The organism is Leisingera sp. S132, assembly GCF_025144465.1.
GTDB lineage: Bacteria > Pseudomonadota > Alphaproteobacteria > Rhodobacterales > Rhodobacteraceae > Leisingera.
Window position 1 is genome coordinate 125,616 of sequence record NZ_CP083557.1, and the last position, 20,908, is coordinate 146,523.

Here is a 20,908-nt window from a genome sequence, read left to right on the forward strand (position 1 = left end):
CAATCCTGCTTTGGGCACCCTTTTACAGGACGACGCCATCCCGCAAACGGGTACCTATCGGCGCAGCCTTCGGAATTTCGCGCAAATCAGCGCTCAAAACCCGGCGTTCCGGGCTATTCTGACGCCCCGGGACCCTCATTTTGGCGCTCTTGAGTCGCGGGTGCCCCTGCTCCTGCGAATCGGGCCCCTTGTTCCCGCAAACGGGTACCAATGCCCCTGTAAACGGGTTCCTTTGATACCGGAGGCAGGTCCCGAAACACATCTAACCATATGATAAGTAACGGATTACTGACCGCAAAGATTCTAAACTGAATCAAAGATTCACAACATTTCAACTTGTTTGTGCGATAGTCATTATTGGGGAAAAGACTCATATATTCCGCGCGATACGGACGGCAGCGGAAAACAGATGCGCTGCCAGATAATGATTCACCTTCTGCCCAGGATGTGCGACAAAAACCGGGATAACACGCCAAACAGGCGATCTACCCGAGGCATAAGGCACATGGCAAAGAAACCTGATACCCCCCTGCCCCCCTATTTCAACCTGGATCCGGAGGCAGCAGCGGCCAAGCTTGGCGATCTGGTGGACACCGCCCGATTTGCCAAGGCCGCCGCCTTTGCGGGCCGCGGACGCGATGATCTGGCCAAGCGCGGCTATGCCCCCGACGGCCGCAAGCGGCTGCGCAAGTTCTCCACCTGGGAAATCACCCGCTACCTGATCCCCGTGGCCCCCGCCCATCTGCGCCGGGTGCTGAACAAGAACCCAGATCTGCCCCAGGGCGAGGGCGCCAGCGGTTCCAAATGGTTCACGCTGGAGGAGGTGCTGAAGCTGCGCGACCATTTCGCCTCCGAAGGCATCGCCACCAAGGAATACCGCCCCTACCGCCCGGAGGGCCTGCCGGCCAAGGTTGTCGCGGTCGCCAACTTCAAGGGCGGCGTCGGCAAGACCTCTACAGCTGCCCACCTGGCGATGTCCGCCGCGCTCGACGGCTACAAGGTGCTGGTGGTCGATCTCGACAGCCAGGGTTCCATGACCTCGATCCTCGGCGGCCAGGTGGCCGATGAATGGCAGACCGTCTTCCCCCTGCTCGCCCGCGACTACGCCGAGGCGGTGGAGGCCGAGAACAAAGTCCGCGCCGCCTCCGGATTAGACCCTATTCCGCTGGATGAGACTCTGACCGAGGCGCGGGAGGTTTCGCTGCGAAACGTCGTGCAGAAAACCCACTGGCCCAACATCGACCTCATCGGCGCCCAGCTGAACCTCTACTGGGCGGAGTTCCAGATCCCGGTCTGGCGGATGGGACTGCGCAATTGGGCGTTGTGGGATGCGCTGACCAACGCGCTGGAGGCGGGCGGCGCGCTTGATGAATATGACATTGTGCTGCTGGATACCCCCCCTGCCCTCGGCTACCTCACGATCAACGCGCTCGCCGCCGCCGACATCCTGATGGTGCCGCTTGGCGCGTCCTTCCTGGAGTTCGACTCAACGGGCCGTTTCTTCGACATGCTCTATTCCACCTTCGCCTCCATCGAGGACGGCGAAAACGCCGGCCGCCGCCGCGCGGGGCTGCCGGAGATGAAGTTCGAATGGGACGTGGTGCGCGCCCTGATCACCCGTTTCGACGCCAGCCAGCAAAGCGACCTGGCCAATGTGATCCAGGCCTATTTCGGCGACATGATGAACGCCTACCGCCAGGACTATACCGCCCTGGTCGGCCAGGCCGGCGAAAGCGTCTCCGGCATCTACGAGGCGGATTACCGCAACTTCAACCGCGAGACCTATGTGCGCGGGCGTGAAGTGTTCGACCGCACCTATGCGGAATTCAAGGAGCTGCTGATCGGCAGCTGGTGGCGCGATCAGCAGATGGAGCAGGCAGAACAGACCCCAAAAGAGGACAGAGCAGATGGCACGCCGCAGACAGCTTGAAACCCCCTCTCCCGAGGCGCTGAAGGAAATCGAGGCCGGGATTGACCGCGACCTGGCCCGCGGCCCCGGTGGCCTGCGCCCGCCGATTGCCGATGTGGTGGCCGATGCCGCCCGCCACGCCAGCCCGCTGCCCCAGGCCGACCGCGAGGCAGCCGCACGGGACAAGGCTGACGCCGAACGGTTGCGCGCCGCCGAGGGCAAGGGCCTGGTGGCGGTGGAGCTGCCACTGGAGGACATCACCGCCGACGCCCTCAACCGCGACCGCATCGTGCTGGATGAGGACGAGATGCAGGAGCTGATGGCCTCGATCTCCGCCAACGGGCTGCGCCTGCCGATCGAGGTCTTCGAGCCGCTGAACCCCGAGGATGCGGGCAAATACGCGCTGGTCTCCGGCTACCGCCGCCTGTCCGCCATCCGCCGCCTCAATGCCATGAGCGGCGGCGAACGGTTCCAGACCATCCCCGCCTTCATCCGCGAGCCCGGCAGCATCGCCAACGCGCTGGTCTCGATGATCGAGGAGAACGAGATCCGCTCCGGCCTCAGCCAGTATGAGCGCGGCCGGGCGGCGGCCTCGGCGGTGCATGACGGCATCTTCCAGAATGTCGATGACGCGGTGGCGGTGCTGTTCCAGCACGCCTCCAAGGCCAAGCGGTCCAAGATCCGCTCCTTCGCGCTGATCCACGAGGAGCTGGGCGACATGCTGGCCTATGCCACCGGCCTCAATGAGCGCCAGTGCCTGCGGCTGGCCGCAGCCCTGCGCACCGGCACCGCAGAGGTGATGCGCGCCGCGCTGGAGGCCGCAGGCGCGCGCTCGGCGGCAGAGGAATGGGACGCGCTGCTGCAATTCGTGGAACAGGCCGAAGGCGCGCCGCAGGACCCCGCCCGCGGCGGCCGCCCCAAGACCGCGCAGAAGGTCGTGCGCAGCCGCCGCACCCGGTTGGCCAACGGCATTTCCATCGAACGCGAAAGCGGCCCCAACGGCTATGCGATCCGCTTCCACGGCAGCAATGTCACCTCCGACCTGGTTGACGCGGTGATGGAAAACGTCCGCCATCTGCTGGAGCAGGGCTGAGCAGGGCTGAGCAGGGCAGGGAGGTTTCGCAGCGAAACCTCTGAACTGCCCAATCCTCTCTGCGGCGCCCTGTTCGCAGCGTTCTGCTCAGCAATTCGTTTTCTTGCCAGCGGGTTGCATTGCCTCGTAACAGGTTTCGCTGCGAAACCTCCAAACCGGACAGGCTTGGAAGATAGCGGGCAGAACCGCCGTCCATCCAGGTCAGCTATAAGCCAAAGCGCGACAGTGATGCCATGCGCGGCCCAGGTTTCGCTGCGAAACCTCTGCTGCCTCAGGCTGGCGGCGGGCAGGCACGCCCCTGCAGCAGGCGCGCGGCCTGCAGCCTTTGGCACAATTTGCGGCTTTTTTGGCGCTTAATTTTCCGGCGGCTTGGGCATCACCGAAACAGGTCAGATGTCCGGCACCCGTGCTGGCCGCGCCCTCTCGGTGGCAACAGACGGAGCACGGACGTGAGTGAAGACAGCCCGCATATCTACCGGTTCATCGGCATCGGTTTCGGCCCCTCCAACATCGCGCTGGCAATTGCGCTCGAGGAAGCAGGGGAACTGGACAATGTGCTGTTTCTGGAAAAAGCGGCAGCGCCGGACTGGCAGGGTGAATTCCTGATCGATGGCAGCGACATCCAGCACAATCCGCTGCGCGATTTTGTGACCCCGCGCAACCCGGCTTTCCCCTATGGGTTTCTCAGCTATCTGAAGGCAAAGGGCCGCCTGTTCGAATTTCTCAACCTCGAAGCGCCCTATCCGCCGCGCACCGAATACGCCCGCTTTACCGTATGGGCGGCGCGTCAGTTCGACCGCGCAGTGCGCTACAGCGCCGCGGTGCGCAGCCTGGAATATACCGAAGCCGGGGGGCTTCCTGCGGTGCGGGTCGGGCTGGAAAGCGGGGAGGTCTTCCTTGCCCGCAGCGTGAGCTTTGCGCCGGGCCGGTCAATCAGCATCCCCCAGCCCTTTGCCGCGCATATGGGCGGGCGCATGGTGCATGCGGCGCAATACCGCTCCGCCGTGGCCCGCTGGCAGGAGGAGGGCACTGTCCGGCGCATCGCCGTGATCGGTGCCAGCCAAAGCGCGGTGGAAATGCTGCTGGACCTGCCGGGCCATTTCCCGCAGGCGCAGATCACTGGCATCTGCCGGTCCTTCGGTTACAAGCAGAAGGACCTCAGCCCGTTCACCGAACGGGTGTATGAGCCTGAGTTCGTCGACCGTTTCTACGACGCGCCGGAGGACGTGCAGAACAGCATGCGGCGGGAGCTGTGGCGCAGCAACTATGGCGCCGCTGACCATGACGTGATCAATGCGCTGCAGTTCCGCATGTACGAGCAGCGGGTCACCGGGCGGGCACAGATCGTGCTGCTGGACAACAAGACCACGCAGGAGATCGCACCGCAGGGCGGGGCAGGGGGCTTTGAGCTGACGCTGCTGGACCGGATGGATCGCAGCGAAACCCGGGCGGAATTTGATGCGGTCATTCTGGCGACAGGCTTCCTGAACCACGGCAGCGCGCCTGAGGGCGAGCCCTTTCACCCGCTGCTTGCCGGCATTGCGGCAGAGGCCCGGTTCCGTGCGGACGGCGCCATCGCCCAGGCGCGGGACTACCGGCTGCTGATCAAGCCGGGCCTGACGCGGGCCCCGGTATTTCTGAACGGCGTTTCGGAAACCAGCCACGGCTTTGGCGATGCCGGTTCCTTCAGCCTTCTTTCGGTCCGCTCGGCAGAGCTGGCCCGGTCGATTGCCGCGGTGCCGGTCCGGCCGCAGAACAACTCCTCCGGCGCAGGGCAGGACACCCCTGCGCGGACAGTCCAACCCGCATGAAGAGGCAGATTATGTTTGAACTGAAAGACAGAGACACCTTTGACATTGAAACCCGGGTGCGCCGCGGCAAAAGCGCGGTGACAACGCGCGAGTACAACGCCGACATGCGGCGGCTGCTGCCCTGGCCGGGGCGCGTCGACAGCAAGCGCCCGCTGACGGAGTTCGGCGCCATTCTGGTGACCATCCGACCGCAGGAGAACGTCGATGCCCACCGCCACGACGACGAGGAATGCTTCATCGTGACCGCGGGCCGGGCGGACTTGGAGATCGAAGGCCAGACAACGCAGCTGTCCAGTGGCGACGTGGCCTATATCCCCCGCTTCTGGATACATCATCTGCGCAATTCGAACGCTGAACCATTTGTTTTTGTTGATATTTACTGGAGTGACAAGAGCCGCAGCTTTGAAGCCTATCGTGACGCCGAATTTGAGGACGCCCTGTGATGAAAGCCGCAACGCCCACCCCCGATTTCATCGTCACCCTGCCGCCGCCGACCCTGAACGGGGGGCTGCATGCGGGCCATATGGCGGGGCCGTTTCTGGCCGCGGACATCTTTGCCAAAGCAGCCCAGGCGGGCGGCCAGAGCGTGCATGTGCTGTCCTTCAGCGACACCAACCAGCCCTATGTGCGGGCGACCGCAGGAAAGCAGGACCGCGATCCGGCGGAGCTGGCCTCCGGCTGGACCCGCGACATCCTGGACACGCTGGAGATCTACGGCTGCCAGGTCGACAATTACTTTGAACCGGGCCCAGCCTCGGACGGCTTTGTGCGGGACACGCTGCTGCAGCTGTATGAGCAGGGCATTCTAAAGAAAAAATCTTTTCGTTCATGTATTTGCCGGATCAGGATCAGTTCCTGGACGAAGCCGGTGCCAGCGGGTTGTGCCCGCGCTGCCTGGATGACTGCAAGTGCGGCATCTGCGAGGCCTGCGGGTTTCCGACCCAGGCCGACACGCTGCTGAACCCGCGGTCCACCCATGATCCCGCAGCCCGGGTTGAGGTCCGCCACGCCGAGGTGCTGGTGCTGGAACTGGAAGCCTGGCGCGATGCCCTGCGCCGCTTCCACAACTTCGCCACCGCGATCCGGCCAAAATACCGCTGGATGGTCGATGACGCGCTTGCCGGACCGCTGCCGGACTTTCCGGTCACCGTGCCGGGCAGCTGGGGGATCAGCGCCGGGCACCCGGACCTGCCCGGACAGGTCGTCAATGCCTGGCCGGAGCTGGCGCTGAATTTCGTGCATGGCTACAAGCAGGCAACCCGCCGCCAGTCCTTCTGCCTGCCGAACATAATCTCAATCACTGCCCGGCAGTGCATTGCGCAGCAATGTCACGAGAGGGGCGGTTCCGCCGCTTGTATCGGCGTTTGTCGTATCTGATGGCTTTTTGCGCTGCTTTCGAGCGGGGATGCAGGCGCGTATCCCTTTGTCTTTCAACGCTTCTCTAAACCAATCGGCATCATACCCGCGATCTCCGAGAAGCCATTGGACGTCAGGCAGACCACTCAGCAGCGCCTTTGCACCGGTGTAATCACTGACCTGTCCGGCCGTCACGAACTGGTTCAGTGGACGCCCTTGGCTGTCACAGATTGCGTGCAGCTTAGTGTTCATGCCGCCCTTAGTGCGCCCGATCAGGCGCCCGCGCCCCCCTTTTCAACCCCAAGACTGGAGGCCGTGCGGTGTGCTTTCAGGTAAGTTGCGTCGATCATCACGGTCTTTTCCTCACCGTGTTCAGCAGCCAGACCGGTCATCATCCGGGCAAAGATGCCTTTTTCGCTCCACCGCTTCCAACGATTGTACAAGGTCTTGTGCGGGCCGTAATCTTTGGGCGCATCACGCCATCCACCGGAAATCAATGGCTCCTGACCCTAAGCCGCAGCGGTCGGAACCGGGTCTTCTGCAATGAGCATCAATTGCAGGCACGAACCAGCTCCCGTTTTTCTTCCGCGCCTCCATTCTGCAAATGTTGCCAGCATGGCGAGAATTACATCCGGTCATTGCAAGCTTCCAAGCGGGTTCATCAAGGTGCTGGATACGGTGCAGAGAGCGGGGCCCCTCACGGCATGACCTTGTGGTTTGGCGATCCTGTGGTGATGGTGCCGCCGACGGAGGTTGGGGAGCCGGTATAGGCGATGGGGCGGCCGCCGTCTTTTGACATGGACGACCCGGCCACGATCACCGCGCCGCAGCTGGTCTTGTCGCCCACGCGCGCGACCGGGCGGCCGTCAACGGTGGCGCTGCCGCCGCTGACGATCCGGCAGCTGCGGCATCTGGGGCAGGCGTGGGTGTCGCCGATCCGGGCTACCGGTTGCATGGAACCGTCTCCTGCGGCACTGCGAGGGTCAGGCGCACCATTCAGGTCAATCCTTCTGCTGAACGCATTCTTCGACCAGCGGCAGGCCGTCGCGGGCGGCGTTCTGCAGCGTGGGCACCTGGGCGCCGCCGCTGCCGCCCATGCTGACCGCGCCTTTCAGATTGATGCTGGCAGCCTCCAGCGTGATCCCGCCCGCATCGATGGTGATCTTGCCGCCCGGGCCCTTGATGGTGAACGTCTCAAAAGCCATCAGCGTATGGCTGCGGGTGTTGTTGGTGATCGCTTCGGTCACGTTGAGGGTGGATTTCCCGAACACCGTTTCCTCGTGGTTGCGGCCGATCTGCACCAGATGGTCGGCATAGATGTCCTGCTTGTGGATATTGCCCACCACATGCACATGGTCCTTGCCGTATTCCTCCTGCTGGTTGCGGCCGACCTTGTAGAGTACGTCCTGGCCCACGGTTTCGCGCTGGTCGCGGCCCACCGACAGGGTTTCGTCCTGGCCGACGCTTTGGGTCCGGTCACGCCCGATGGCATTGTTCTCATCGCGGCCGATGGTCTTGGAGCGGTCATTCTCGATGACAATCTCCTGGTCCTTCTGGCCGTGCATATAGATCTTTTCCTGATCCCGCTCGTCCTCGAAGGTCAGCTCGTTGAAGCCGCTGCCCTTGTGGGTATCCGTCTTGAACACGGATTTGGTCTTGTGCTGCGGCAGCGGGTAGGGCGGCTTGTTGCGGCCGTTGTAGACGCAGCCGGTGACCAGCGGCTTGTCGGGGTCGCCTTCCAGGAACTCGACCACCACTTCCATGCCAATGCGCGGGATGACCATGCCGCCCCAGCCCTGGCTGGCAGAGGTTCTGTCCGCGCATCCGGCGGACGCAGAGACCTTCTATCCCGGACTGCCGGACATGCCCGGCCATGAGATTGCCCGGCGTGACATGGTGCTGGTGGACAGCGACCTGGAGCCGGGCGGGCAGGAGAACTGCTTTGGCTACCTGATGTCGGTGCGGATGCGAGGCGGTATCCCGGCATCCCGGGCGATCTGGTTCGTCTCAGCGCCGGCTGCGAGCATGAGGACGATATCGTTGCTGATGCCGTCCAGGCGCTGGACCGTGTCCGCAAGGTGGCGGCATGACAGCGGATGTCTATGTCTCCGGCGTGAGCGCCTGGCTGCCGGACACCGCTTGCACGGTGGAGGAGGCCGTTTCGCAAGGCCGTTATGACGCAGACCGGGCGGCAACGGATGGTTTCACCTCGGTCTGCATCGAAGAGCATCTGAGCCCGCCGGAAATGGCATTGAGGGCGGTGCGGCCGCTGCTGCGCCCCGAGGACGCAAGCGCCATCAATTCACTGTATCTTTGCAGCATCCACCGGCATGGCCACAAGCTGCTGTGGCCGCCGGCAAGCTATCTGCACCCGGTGCTGGAGCTGGACAGCCGCACCCGTGTCATGTCGCTGAACCAGGGGTGCAATGGCGGCTTCACCGCGGTTTCCCTGGCCTATGACCTGATCCGTGCCGGGCTGCCGGGCGATCAGCTGGTTGTTGGCGCGGACCGGTTTTCGGGTTCAGCGTTTGACCGGTTCAACTCGGATTTGGGGACGCTCTACGGCGATGCGGCGTTTGCGCTGCGGCTGAGTGCGGCCCCCGGCGCCTACCGCATTGCCTGCCTTGAGCTGGAGTCGGAACCTGCGCTTGAACCGATGTACCGGGCCGTCAGGCCAGAGCCGGAAGGGCCCGGCGATCACGATGTCAAGTCTGCCAAGAAGGCGTGTCTGGAGGCGCATGGCCGGGAAGGGTTCAACGCGCTGTTCATCCCGGCATTGCAGCGTTTGCGCCGCAGGCTGCTGGAAACCGCAGATCTTGAAACGCGCCCGGCAGACTATGTCATCTACCCCAATGCCGGAGCCGGGTTGAGTGCCCGGCTGTATGCGGGCGCCTTTGCGGATCTGGCGCGGCAGGACATGTGGGGCCTCGGACGAAGCATTGGGCATACGGGAACGGCTGACCAGCTTATCGGCCTGTGGGAGCTTGGCCGGAGGCAAGTGCTTCGCAAGCATGACCGGGTGCTGATGATTGGCGCCGGAAACGGTCTTGGCCTTGCAGCCATGCTGTTGGAAAAGACCTAGGGCAAGGTCCCGGTTCCAGGCGGGGCGGAAGCGGTTTGCACACTTAGAGAAGGCCAGCCAGCTAAAGCTTGGGTGGCCGTTTCGGCCGCGGGCAGGCTGCGTGCCTGCGCTTCGTTAGACAGGGCAGCGGTCCAGTGTCCAATCTGCCGTGCGAAAGAGATTCGGAACCCTAGGAAAGCCGTCCACCGGTGTTCGGCAGCCGGGCAGGAAAGCGGCAAACTGAAATGCATTTGCGTCATGCTGCTCTGCCGGTCAGGCTGAGAGGTCGGCAAGGCGATACTGGCTGCCCCTACGTTAATCAGCACCCTGCAACACCATTGAAACAAACATTCTGAAATTCCTATGCGGGCGCAGTTCTGTTACCGTTCGGGTTGCGTCTGAAGTGTTAACGTCTTGCCGGAAAAGGGTTTGATTGCCGGTTCTCCCGGCTGGCCGCCGTGCCGGCAGAGCGAAGGTGCCCATTCCTTTTTAGGTCAAAAATTATGACCCTATTTACGTGGTGAATAGTGTATTTCGGATAGAAATTTGAGCGAATAGTCCGGCTTTCCTACCACGTTTGGCCAAGTGCACAGGCGTGTGCAGAACTGGCAACTTGGACTGAAGGCTGAACCGCATGACAACGACTGAAGAACTCCTCTACGCCGAAGCTGGTGAAGAAGCCGTACTGGCCGCGGAATACGATCACATTGCCGATGTCATGGCCGAAGTTCTGGCGGACCTCAATCTGGCGGTGTCGGAAAATGCAGCTGCGCTGCGGGAGATCCTGCGGTCCAGTTTCAGCAAGGCCGCAGGAGACCAGGCCGCGGAAGACACGCTGTTCAACAAGTTTGCCAATATCGACGATGATCTGATGCCGGAAGGGCTGGCGATCCTGCCGGAGCACAGCCTGGGCGGTGCGCATGCGGCCTATTCGGCAAACGCGGGCGGCACCATTGTGCTGACCTATGACGCCATCACCGGCGGCCGCTCATATCTGAAGTATCTGCTGGCGGAAGAGCTGGGCCATCATTTTGATGCACTGCTGGGGGATGGCGACAGCAGCGGTGATGAAGGGGCGAAATTCGCTGCTGCGCTTTATCCGGATATTGCCGAGGCCTTTGAGGTCGACACCGCGGCGGAAGCGGCAGACGAAGATGCCGGCGTCTTTGAGATGGGTGGCGAAGGGTTCGATATCGAGTTCGCTGGCGCCGAGGGCGCCAGCAGCGGTGCGCTGACGAAGAACAAGAGCAAAAGCCTGGCTGACGGGCTGAACGAGATCCGCAATGATCTGGCGACGCCGGGTGAGTTTGCTTGGCGCCTGCGCAGGGCCGCAAGCCAGGACGCGGCGGGCCTGCTGGACGTCAATCAGAGCGATGCAACGGAAGTCAGGGCGGATGGATTCGATTTCGTCAATCTGATCAGGCTGCGCAAGCCTGAATCCTCCAAGACTGCATTCGTCAAGTCCGCGACCCCGTTTGTGCAATCCGGCACCACCGGCACATCAGTCGACCCGGATGCGCGTCCCAGTGCGAAGACCAGCTTCCTTGGTGCTGTAAAGCGGCTGAAGGAAGGCGCCACCAGCACAGGATCGCTGGTGAAGAAGAAGGTGGGTAACCTGAAAACGCGGATCCTTGAGGCCCGCAGCGGTTCGACGGGGGACGAAGCACCACTGGTGGAGGCCGAAGATGGCGACATCGAGGATCTGGCAGGCCTGAAGAGCCGGATTGCCCAGTTCAACGGCAGTGAAACCCGCACCAAGCCATTTGACTATTTCTTTGAACAGGTTGTGAAGCCGAACCGCGATCCGGCACTAGGCGACCTGACAGACGCGCAGAAACTGGAAATCCTGAAGGAAATTCCGACCTCGATGGCGGATGACGTCGGGACTACCACCTTTGCCTTCCAGTCCGAACGCAATCACGGAATTGGCGCCAAAGGGGTTGTCGGGGGCGGGTTCAAGGCCGGGGTCAGCTTTGATTCCGATACGACTTCTGTCTTCACCATCAATGCCAAGGATGGTGTTTATTCGGTGGATCTGATGATCGCCAGCGGCCGGTCCTTCAAGCTGCGGGGCGACTATGGGGCAGGGGTCGATGTGGCCTATACGCAGCCGACACTGGATGTGAAGCTGATCAATTACCAGAAGACCGCCACCTGGTCCTCAGAGAACCTGGATCTGGGCGCAGTTCAGTATCTGATCGAGAAGCTGTACACGGGCACGCTGGACGCCATTGATTTCCAGACCTACACCCGCGAGATCAAGAAGAAGGGCGAGGTTGCGGCGGGCCTTTCCAGCGGGATCGCTGGTTCCACGGGGACTGATTCGGAGAACGTTGGGGCCGCGGACGGGACCTCCAGCGGCTCGATCACGGTCACGACGCCGGGCAACAAGGAAGTCACCAAGGTCAATATCGACAAGCTGCTGCTGAACGACCCGGACGCAGTATCCAAGCGGGCGGCGCTGACTTCAGGCGGTGTCACCCTGGGCTGGACGCCTGTGTCCGGCGGCGCGGGTTTGCGGGCGGATGAAGCGCGGCCTGACAACGTTGCCGGCTCGGCGGCGCAAAGCTACGCCACCGAAGAGGCTCGGCTGGGCCAGGCGAAGATCGCTGAGGGGGGGCGGTTCGAGATCCCATTCTCGCTGCACAAGGACACGATTGTCGGGATCGGCAAGGAACTGCTGGGGTTTAAGAACGGGCTGCAGAAACTGTTCGGCCGGGACGTCTTCAACGAATGGCGGGCGCAGGCGCGGCGGCTGTCCAGTGCGGCGGGCGAGGCCTTTGGCAACGACAAATCGAAAAAATTCGTTGTGAGTTTCAAGATCCGCGATGATGCCGCCGAAGCGCTGTACAAGAAACACATTGTGCGGGACAGCTCCGGACATCAGGTCGGGTTCGACAATACGGGGTTCCAGAAGGACGTTCAGAAGATCCTGAAAAACCCAACCAAGTCAAAGAACGCAAATCAGCTGACCTTTGATGTCGTGGTGCAGTCCGGTTTCACCGACAAGGCGGTGACTTCCGGCGGTATTGTGGTTAAAGCAGGCGGTGCGGCAGGCTATACCGTGGGCCAGTCGCTGGAAATCCAGAAGAACCTGACCTTTTACAAGGCGCCGCCGAGCCAGGCGGGGACCAGCCGCGTGCGGGCCGGGGCGGGGGATGACCAGCTGTATCTCCTGGGAGATGACGGCAGCGATATCGAGCGCCTGCTGAGCTGGGATGCCCTGTCGGGCGAAGTGTCTGCCGGGTTTTCCCGGATGGTGGACAGCAAGGCGCCGGCGGGCCAGTTCACAACCGAAGTCCGTCACGCACCGCAATCGCTCTATGTCGGGGTCGGTAAGGACGGCAAGCCTTGCGGTCAGTGCGTGGGGCTGTCGCTGGGCTATCTCTACAGCCTGTCGCAGTCCGACAGCGTCAAGCAGAAATTCCTGGACGGCGTGTTCACCCATTCAAGGATCGTGGACAACAGCGGCAGTTCCATCCGCGAGGATGTGGAAAGCGTCGGCTTCCAGAGCCTGATCCGCCGCCTGAGTGCATTCGGCAATTCCGGAGATGCGGCGCAGTCAGTTCTGAACGGGCAGGGCAGCCTGACCCTGGATCAGGTGATGTCGCGGCTGCAGGCGTCCTCGGGTGATGCGTTTTATGAGCTGCACACTGGCAACCATGCCTTTGCCGTGGCCAAGAAGGTTTCCGGCGGCACGGCCAGCTATCATTTCTACGAGACCAATGCTGCTGAGGTGAAAATGTCCTCGGCGTCAGAAGCAGGAACAGCCGGGGCGCTGAAGTCGATCATCGAGAGCCATCTGCTGCAGAAAAGCAGCGGCGGGCATTGGGAAGGCAGCCTGGCGTCCTACTATGATACCCAGAAAAATTCCGCAGGCAGCCTGGTGTTTGACACCTATCAGTTCGACCCTGCAAAAGTGGCTGGGAAAGAGGCTTTCACCGATCTTGACGGTTTGCTGGAAGGCGATGGTTTCGTAACCGAGCGGCAGCGCCTGTCGAAACTTGGGGATGTCAGCCTGAACGGCAAAGCTGTTTCGGCTCTGGCGCTGTATGATGCGGGCACTTCGGTGCATGGATTCAAAGTGTCCGGCAACGTGTTCAGCGAACTGTCGAGCGGCGGCGCGATGCTGTCTGATCTGCGCTTTGACGTTCGCGGCCTGGAAGGCGTTCTGTCCAGTGACCTGGCGGATGCGGAGAAGGTCAAGATCGCAGTGATCCTGAAGCAGCGGCTGGAGGCGGAAAGCGGCGATCTCTCCAAAGTGTTCAGCACCGGGTCGCTGGAGGAAAGCACAGTCGGGTCCACCAATCTGGCGCAGTCGCTGGCGGATGTGATCACCTCCAAGATCACCGGCGCCTATCAGGCCGCACCGGACTTCCATCAGGCGGTAGAGACCGCAACGAGCCAGAGCCGGAACCTGCGCAAGTCGCAGGAGCTACAAGCGAAGTTCGGGCTGTCCATTGAGGATACCGCCTCGGTTCTGCGGGTTGCGGAACTGTCCAAGCAGCTGAACGGCTACAGCGAGCAGGACTTCCAGACACTCAGAAACAAGCACCGAGGTGCGTCTGACCTTCAGCTGCTGGAGATTGCGGCAACGGATCAGCTGCGCCGCAGCGTGCGCGGGCTGGATGACGGAACCGCGATTGTGGACATGGCCGATTGGACCCGGTCCGACGCGATGAGCTATCTCAACGATAAAGGCGTGTTCCGGGCCGGGCCTTATGCGGATCCCCTGGATGTGGCCGCAGTACGCAAGATCGTCAACAGCGGCACCTACCGGGACCGGCTGGAGCTGGTCAGCGCGCTGACCAAGATTGATCCTGAGCTGTACCGGGGGATAGAGGGCAAGCTGCGCCAGGACACGGATCTGGAAACCCAGAAGCTGGGCCAGTCGCTGCGCCGTAACTTCCGCCCGACACGGGCGCAAAAGGCGCTGAACGGGGCGAATATCAGCTTTACCACCCTGACGACATTGAACTCCGTGCGTTCCGTAATCACCGATTGGAACAACCTGAACACCACCCAGAAAGCGCTGACGGTAACAGAGCTGGCGGGCGGCGTAGCGCTGCCGACGGTGGTCAGCAAGGGGATCAGCACCGGCTTCAAGCTGGCAGGCAAGGCGCTGGGAACCGTGGGCAAGGCGGTCAAGGCTGGGGCGCTTGACCTGGTTCTGGCACCGATCAGTCTGGCGTCCATCGGGCTGGAATGGAAAGATTTCTGGGACAACAACGGCGACACCGGAAGCATCGAATACAAGTCCCTGGTCTCCAGCACCGTGATCACCACGGTGTCGCTGGCCGCCAGTGTCGCGCTGACCGGCGTCTCGATTGCGGCGGCAGTCTCGGCATCCGCTGCAGGCACGACGGTTGCGGCTGCTGCGGCAGCCGGGTCGCTGCTTGCCACCGTCGCCTCCTCTGCCGGCCCAATTGGCCTGGCCATCGGGGCCGCGGCATTCATCATCCAAGGCATCGTTCAAGGTGCGCTGCAGATTGAAGAATACGGCGATTATTTCGAAAACACCGCTGACAAGGTGCATCAGTTTTTTGCGGCCTGGGTCGGGGTGGAAACCCGCGGGTTCAAGGAAGCCAAGGCCCGCAAGCAGGGCGAGGAAGCGGCGGCCGATACGGAGACCAGCCTGCTGGATGGCTGGAATGAAACCAAGGCCTATCTGTCTGACATCTTTGCCAAGAGCGGCCACAAGGACCTGAATGTCCGCAACCGCAGCTTTAACGTGAACTATGGCATTGTCGATTATGACGGCGACAATGACGGCGACAAGGATGAGGTTGGCTATCTGCTGCAGCAGGAAGATCCGGTTTTTGGCAGCCTGGAGCGGATCACCACGCAGCTGATTGCTGCCGGCACCACCGTTTGGGCGGAGCTTGGCCGCAAGGCCGGTGAGTCGGTCACCGGCGACCTGAACAAGAAGAACCTGTTCAGCCTGGACAATTCCACCGAGCTGGCTCGGCTGACAGGCGGCAATCTGGCGGATGTCTACAACATGTCCGCAGAAGCCAAAGTGGGTCATCTGGATGGCGGCGCCGGTGTCGATACGCTGATCCTGGATGCGGATGGGAATACAGCGACCATCGACCTGAGAACGGGCACCGGACGGATCGTGCATCCGGACCCGCTCGACTTCAACCTGTCCAGCATCGAGAACATATCGGTGGTGAACGCGCATAGCTTTACCAAGGTCTATGGCGATGATGGCGACAACCTTCTGGATGTGCGCGGCGATGGCTTTTTTGCCAGCGGCTATGAGGTGCATGGCGGCGGCGGCGCCAATACTATTGTCGTCAACAGCGGCATTGTTATTCACAGCACCAGCGACGACACTTTCCTGTGGAGCGCGGGCAGCCACGGCCAGATCTGGCTGGACAAGAACGACGGCCCGCAGGCTGCGCTGATCGAGCTGCCGGACAACTACGACCGCTACACGCTGGAAACCTCGGCCAACGCGCTGGTGCTGCGCGGGCCGGACGGTAAGACCCTGCAGATCGGCGACATCTTTGAAAGCAACGGTGTGGTGCGCAAGAACAAGATCTTGCAGTTCCGCGACAAGAGCGGTGCCAATTTCTCGCTGACGCTGGAGAACGCCTATCGAGCTGACGGCAGCCGTGTGTACCCGGTATCGCTGGAGCGGGTGTCCAAGTCCTTTGTGTTCCAGAAAAAGGCGGCTGGCGGCAACGATGTTACCCGTCTGGCCGGCGATCAGGCTGTATCGACCTACCGTTTGAACAAAGGGGCGGGCGCGTTCCGTCTGGAGCCCCGCACGCAGCGGATGATGTCCGTTGTCCTGAATGTCGATTACGACAAGGTCGATTATTCCTACACCGAAGACGGCCAGCTGAACCTGCTGTATTTTGCGTTCGACGACACTATTGAGGTGCTCATCCCGGATTATCAGGCCCATGCAGGTCAAATAACGGTTTACGCGAACAAACCAGGTGCTGAAACCGCGGTTCCGGCGCTGCTGGAGCTGCCGCTGGAGGGCAGCGGGCGGCTGAGCGCGGACAATCTGGCAGGCGGAACGCCGGAAGCGGAGGCCGCAGTGTCCGGCCTGCGCTCGATAACATCAGTGAAGGCAGGCGATACGGTCGACCTGAGTGCTGCCGGGGAACAAGGCCGCTATGTCGCACAGGCGGATGCCGCCGCCGGGCTGGCGGTGTCAATCGCCGCGCTGTCGCAGCTGTCCTACTTGCGCATTGGGGATGACCTGCTGGTTTATGACGAGAGCCGGCTGGATCCCGCGCTGGGGCTGGAGGCGCAGCAGTCGCTGCTGATCGAAGGCTATTATACGGCCTCAACGGCGCCGGGGCTGACGGTGAACGGACAGTCCGTGACGGCGCAGGCCATTGCCGCGGAAACAGACAGCTATCTGGGCAGCAGCGGCGACGATCAGATGTCTGGGGCCGGTTACACCGAGATGGCAGGGGGAGCCGGCAGCGACACCTATGCCGTGGACCTGTCAGGCAGCAAATCCTATGTCATCGATAACACCGATGGCGCCCTGACCTATGACATGCTGCAACTGGACGGCGTTGCCTCCGGAGACATGCGCGACGTGGTGCTTACTCATCAGGATGGCGATCTGATCCTGTCCTATCAGAACAGCCAGGTCACGCTGAAGAACTTCAACCGGGAAACCGAAGCGCGGCACCTGCGGGTTCGCCTGGGTGTGGCAGGGTTCAACTACGGGCTGCCTGCACTGGTGGCCGGAGAGACCAATTTCTATGAGCTGGATGCCCGCAACCACCAGCGCATCCAGCTGATGGACAACGGCAAGCCGCATTTCTTTGATTTGCCGCTGGAGCCGCATTTCGCCTTTGGCAGCAATCAGAGCTATGCCTATGTTGAACTGGACACGGATGTGGCCGCCTATACGAAAGAAGTGATCGGTCTGGACCTGAAGCTGACCTCTGCGGACGGTGCCCAGTCGCTCTACTTCAAGAACTACTACCTGGAGCCGGATCTGATCAGCTTTGCCTGGCGCAGCAGCGCCGCGGCAAAGCATGGCGATACCTACAATCACGACGTGCAGCTTCCGGACGCAGACCCGCTGTATCAGACCTATCTGGATGCCGGCATCGCCAGCAAGGACGTGGTCCATTATGCCAATGCCGGCCTAACGGCAGTAGAGGCGCAAATGGTGGAGGCTTTCAACGCAGAGGATACTCTGGTCCAGGCGCCCAGGACCGCATCCGGCTGGCAGCAGCTGGAGGACAAGGAATTTGCCTATCTGTCGCAGGAGGACAAGAGCCAGTTCGATACCAAAGTCACGATCTTCGATCAGACCAGTTGGGGCAGCAAGCCGGGCATCCGGATCGAGGTCAACCGCGAGGGCGACCTGGAATTGCACCTGCGCGAATGGAGCGGCCACATCCGCCAGTTCCAGACATCGCCCGGCTCGCCGCATCTGAAGTCTTTCAATGCGGGGCAGATCCTTGTCGCCATGGATCCGGCCACCCGCCGTCTGCGGATTGCCCATGACACAGAAGGGATGCTGTTCCAGACAGAGCTGCCTTCCATCGCGATGGAGGCGTTCCGCGCTGGCTTGGAGCATACGCAGGCTGAGGAGTTTCACCCGGAGTTCGACGGCACGATCTACTTTGGCGACACAGCGTATGAGCTGGCCGGCGGCCGGTGGCCTTCGGGGGCCGGGTTCGAATACCTGGATCAGACGCTGACTGCTGCCGAAGCCAAGGTCCTGCTGCGCGGCCAGAAGCTGCAGGGTGATCTGAGCCGCGTAATTGACCAGCTTGTGGATGACTTCGGTTTCCAGACCAAGCCGGCGCTGGCCAACGCAATTGCCTATCTCAAGGCCGGGCTGGACGATGCCGAAGTGATCAAGCAGTTCAATGATGAGCTGCTGGGTCAGGGAACTTCTGACGTTCGTGATAAGCTCCGGCCGGAGGCATTCGATCTGGCCTTTGTCAACCAGTTGCGGGGCATCGGAGCCAGCGCGGAGTTTGTGCTGGCGGCAATCGATGCCGGATTGAATGCCATTCAGGGCGAGCAGTACCTGCGCGAAGGCGTGCTGCCGCAGGACGTGAAGACGGTCCGGGATCTGATCAACAGTTCAGCAACCAGCCAGGACGCGGCGCTGATCGAGAAAGCCCTGTTTATCGCAGGCTATCAGCGGTCGGCCGCCCGGGAAGTTGCGGCGGTGATGGCAGAGAAGGGCCTGAGCGATCATGCACGCATCGACGCCTATTTCAGGATTGGCATCACCAGCGCGGATGCCATCAAGCGCTTCATTGATGCAGGCGTTTCGGCTGCGGATATCGTGTCTGGCGATGAAAATTTTGCCAAATATGAGGCCGGCGACCGCAGCGGGCAGATCCAGGTGTCAGTCAGCGACTCGCTGACGACCTTCTCGACGGCCCGCAGCTATTGGGCCAACCGGGATCTGGACGGCGGCAATATCAAGGCTGGCGAAATTCTGGAAAGCGAAGCGGCCAGTTCGCTGGCGGTGCCGCACTCCGGCACGGAGGACATCGGCGTGTCGGAAACGGACACCACTGCCTGGGGCAGCCGGTCCAACCCGTCCAACATCGTTGACGGCTGGCAGCTGAACAGGGATGCAACGGCCTGGACCACGGGTGAGGATGATGTTGCCATGAACGGCAATGCCTGGATCCGGTTCGACCTGGCGGACAAGGTCATCCTGACCAGCCTGACCATCGACAGCGACCTGTCCAGCAGGGCCTATGACGACGAGGAACAGGCGGCTGCGGATGCCGCGATCAGCCTGCTGCGCAGCCAGAATGCGGCGGACCCGAAAAGCCAGTTCAAAATACAGGCGCTGGATCACACCGGCACCTGGCAGGATGTCTCGGATGTCTATGACTGGGAGCCGGCAGGCAACAGCAGCGACACCGTGCAGATCCGGACCGGGGGCATTCCCTACAAAAGCTACCGTCTGGTTGGGGTCAGCGGCACCTTCAGCAAGGCCCGCTGGATCAAGGAGATCACTTTCACGGCCACGGGCATCACAGAGCATGTGTCCAATATGATGGGGCAGGAAAACGTTTATCTGAGCGATCTGGCCTTCAGCTCCCAGACCAATGGCTGGGGTGCGGCAGAGCGGGACCGGTCGAATGGGGAAACCGGTTCCTCCGACGGCGGCCAGATCACCATCGGCGGCACAACCTATGCCAAGGGTGTGGGCGTGCATGCGGGCTCGGACATTGTGGTGGACATTCCAGAGGGAGCCCGACGGTTCATCTCCGATATCGGGGTTGATGACGAAGTCGGCGCCAACGGCTCTGTCACCTTCAAGGTCTACGGCGACAATCAGCTGCTGTTCGAAAGCGGCACCCTGACCGGAAATGATGGCGCAGGCAAAGTCGATGTGTCGGTTGCCGGCTATTCCCAGCTGCGGCTGGTGGTTGGCGACGCCGGTGACGGCAACGGTGCGGATCACGCGGATTGGGCCGGCGCCCGGTTTGTGCGGCCCGCTGAAGCGGCGCTGCCGCAGACCCAGATCCACACCGTTTCAGACAGGCAGAAGACCGCCTTTGACTACTTCAACGGCAGCTTCGCCAGCCAACGGATTGGCAGCGTCGGCGAAGACTATTTTGTCGGGACGGATGCGGATGAATTCCTGTCTGGCGGAGACACGCGGGACTTCCTGTACGGTTACGGCGGTGACGACCTCATTCACGGCGGCGCAGGGCTGGACCACTTGGAAGGCGGGGATGGTTTCGACACCGCGAGCTATGACGGGGCAAGCTTTGCCATCCGGTTCGATCTCAACGGTGGCCAGACTGAGCAGTATTTTGCAGGTGGTGTCTGGAACGACGGTGATGACGTCACAGGCTTTGAAGGGGTCATCGGCAGCGGTTTCAATGACATTCTGACCGGCAACGGCAGTGCAAACTTCCTGCAAGGCGGCGCAGGTGCGGACACGATCCAGGGCGGCGGCGGCGATGATCTGATCCATGGCGGTGCGGGACTGGATGTGCTGGACGGCGGGGCAGGCTATGACATCGCCAGCTACAAGGGAGCCGGATATGCTGTCTGGTTCGATCTGGGCGGCACCCAGTTCGAGCGCTACAATCTGAATGGCAGCTGGCTGGAAGGCGACGATGTGTCCAACTTCGAAGGCGCCGTCGGTTCCGCCCACAACGACCAGTTCTACGGGACCGCTGCCAGCAACTACCTTGACGGGCAGGATGGCAACGATCTGTTGCGGGGCCGTCAAGGCGATGACGAGCTGCGGGGCGGATTGGGCGATGACCGCTACATCTACAGCGCCGGGGATGGCCATGATGTTATCGCTGACGCCGGAGGCACCGACCGGATCATCTATGAAGACCTGAATGGCCAGTCCATCGGGATATCCAACCTGTGGTTTACCCGGGACGGCGAGGATCTTTACATCCTGAACAGCGAAGGCACACCGGAGGCCGACGCGGCGGCTGAGGGCAGCCAGAAGGTCGAGGGGTACTTCAGCGAAGACGGAGCAGGCAAGATTGAGGAACTGGCAGCGGGCGGCAAAAGCCTGTCGAGCGCAAACATTGACCTGCTGGTTTCTCAGATGGCGGGGCACGCACGGTTTGACTACGGTGCGGCAACACAGTCGGGGGCAACGATCCAAGAAGAGATCACCCGCCTGTGGGTCACACCAACGGTGTAGCCGCGGCCCTGGCCAGACGAGTGCGGGCACCGGC

General features: G+C 61.9%; 8 protein-coding genes and 3 pseudogenes. 7 read left to right on the forward strand and 4 right to left on the reverse strand.

Annotated features, from left to right (window positions below):
- Positions 1-505: 505 nt before the first annotated feature.
- The 5 genes and pseudogenes from K3725_RS21595 to K3725_RS21615 form a co-directional block, all read left to right on the forward strand.
- Positions 506-1,930 carry an AAA family ATPase gene (locus K3725_RS21595; RefSeq protein WP_260018954.1) on the forward strand — a complete coding sequence of 475 codons (1,425 nt, stop codon included), beginning with the start codon at positions 506-508 and terminating at the stop codon, positions 1,928-1,930.
- Positions 1,908-3,002: a ParB/RepB/Spo0J family partition protein gene (locus K3725_RS21600; RefSeq protein ID WP_260018955.1), complete on the forward strand. Its 1,095-nt coding sequence runs from the start codon at positions 1,908-1,910 to the stop codon at positions 3,000-3,002. Before K3725_RS21595 ends, K3725_RS21600 begins: the two co-directional genes overlap by 23 nt.
- 449 nt (positions 3,003-3,451) lie before the next feature.
- The gene (locus K3725_RS21605) at positions 3,452-4,813 is read left to right on the forward strand and encodes a lysine N(6)-hydroxylase/L-ornithine N(5)-oxygenase family protein (RefSeq protein WP_260018956.1); all 1,362 of its coding nucleotides are present in this window, start codon (positions 3,452-3,454) and stop codon (positions 4,811-4,813) included.
- Between the two features lie 11 nt (positions 4,814-4,824).
- Complete coding sequence (locus K3725_RS21610; protein WP_260018958.1) at positions 4,825-5,256, forward strand: cupin domain-containing protein; 432 nt, start codon at positions 4,825-4,827, stop codon at positions 5,254-5,256.
- 80 nt (positions 5,257-5,336) lie between these two features.
- A pseudogene (locus K3725_RS21615) lies at positions 5,337-6,019 on the forward strand (class I tRNA ligase family protein); the annotation flags it as partial.
- A gap of 47 nt (positions 6,020-6,066) precedes the next feature.
- Here the strand turns inward: K3725_RS21615 and K3725_RS21620 are convergent.
- The 4 genes and pseudogenes from K3725_RS21620 to K3725_RS22650 all read right to left on the reverse strand — a co-directional run.
- Positions 6,067-6,651 (reverse strand): annotated as a pseudogene (locus K3725_RS21620) (IS5 family transposase); the annotation flags it as partial.
- A 215-nt stretch (positions 6,652-6,866) separates the two neighbouring features.
- Positions 6,867-7,124, reverse strand: coding sequence for a PAAR domain-containing protein (locus tag K3725_RS21625; RefSeq protein WP_260017112.1), 258 nt, complete (start codon positions 7,122-7,124; stop codon positions 6,867-6,869).
- A gap of 46 nt (positions 7,125-7,170) precedes the next feature.
- Complete coding sequence (locus K3725_RS21630; protein WP_409201610.1) at positions 7,171-7,815, reverse strand: bacteriophage T4 gp5 trimerisation domain-containing protein; 645 nt, start codon at positions 7,813-7,815, stop codon at positions 7,171-7,173.
- Positions 7,816-7,878: 63 nt separating this feature from the next.
- A pseudogene (locus K3725_RS22650) lies at positions 7,879-7,965 on the reverse strand (phage baseplate assembly protein V); the annotation flags it as partial.
- Between the two features lie 290 nt (positions 7,966-8,255).
- On the opposite strand from K3725_RS22650, the gene K3725_RS21640 reads away from it, so the two are divergent.
- The gene (locus tag K3725_RS21640) at positions 8,256-9,251 is read left to right on the forward strand and encodes a ketoacyl-ACP synthase III family protein (RefSeq protein ID WP_260018960.1); all 996 of its coding nucleotides are present in this window, start codon (positions 8,256-8,258) and stop codon (positions 9,249-9,251) included.
- Positions 9,252-9,864: 613 nt separating this feature from the next.
- On the forward strand, positions 9,865-20,874 hold the full coding sequence (locus K3725_RS21645) for an NPCBM/NEW2 domain-containing protein (RefSeq protein ID WP_260018961.1): 11,010 nt from the start codon (positions 9,865-9,867) through the stop codon (positions 20,872-20,874).
- The last annotated feature ends 34 nt before the right edge of the window (positions 20,875-20,908 follow it).

Excerpts from the sequence above, each read along its gene's own strand:
- K3725_RS21610 (WP_260018958.1), top strand. The coding sequence starts at position 4,825 with ATGTTTGAACTGAAAGACAGAGACACCTTTGACATTGAAACCCGGGTG.
- K3725_RS21595 (WP_260018954.1), top strand. The coding sequence starts at position 506 with ATGGCAAAGAAACCTGATACCCCCCTGCCCCCCTATTTCAACCTGGAT.
- K3725_RS21640 (WP_260018960.1), top strand. The coding sequence starts at position 8,256 with ATGACAGCGGATGTCTATGTCTCCGGCGTGAGCGCCTGGCTGCCGGAC.
- K3725_RS21600 (WP_260018955.1), top strand. The coding sequence starts at position 1,908 with ATGGCACGCCGCAGACAGCTTGAAACCCCCTCTCCCGAGGCGCTGAAG.
- K3725_RS21625 (WP_260017112.1), bottom strand. The coding sequence starts at position 7,124 with ATGCAACCGGTAGCCCGGATCGGCGACACCCACGCCTGCCCCAGATGC.
- K3725_RS21645 (WP_260018961.1), top strand. The coding sequence starts at position 9,865 with ATGACAACGACTGAAGAACTCCTCTACGCCGAAGCTGGTGAAGAAGCC.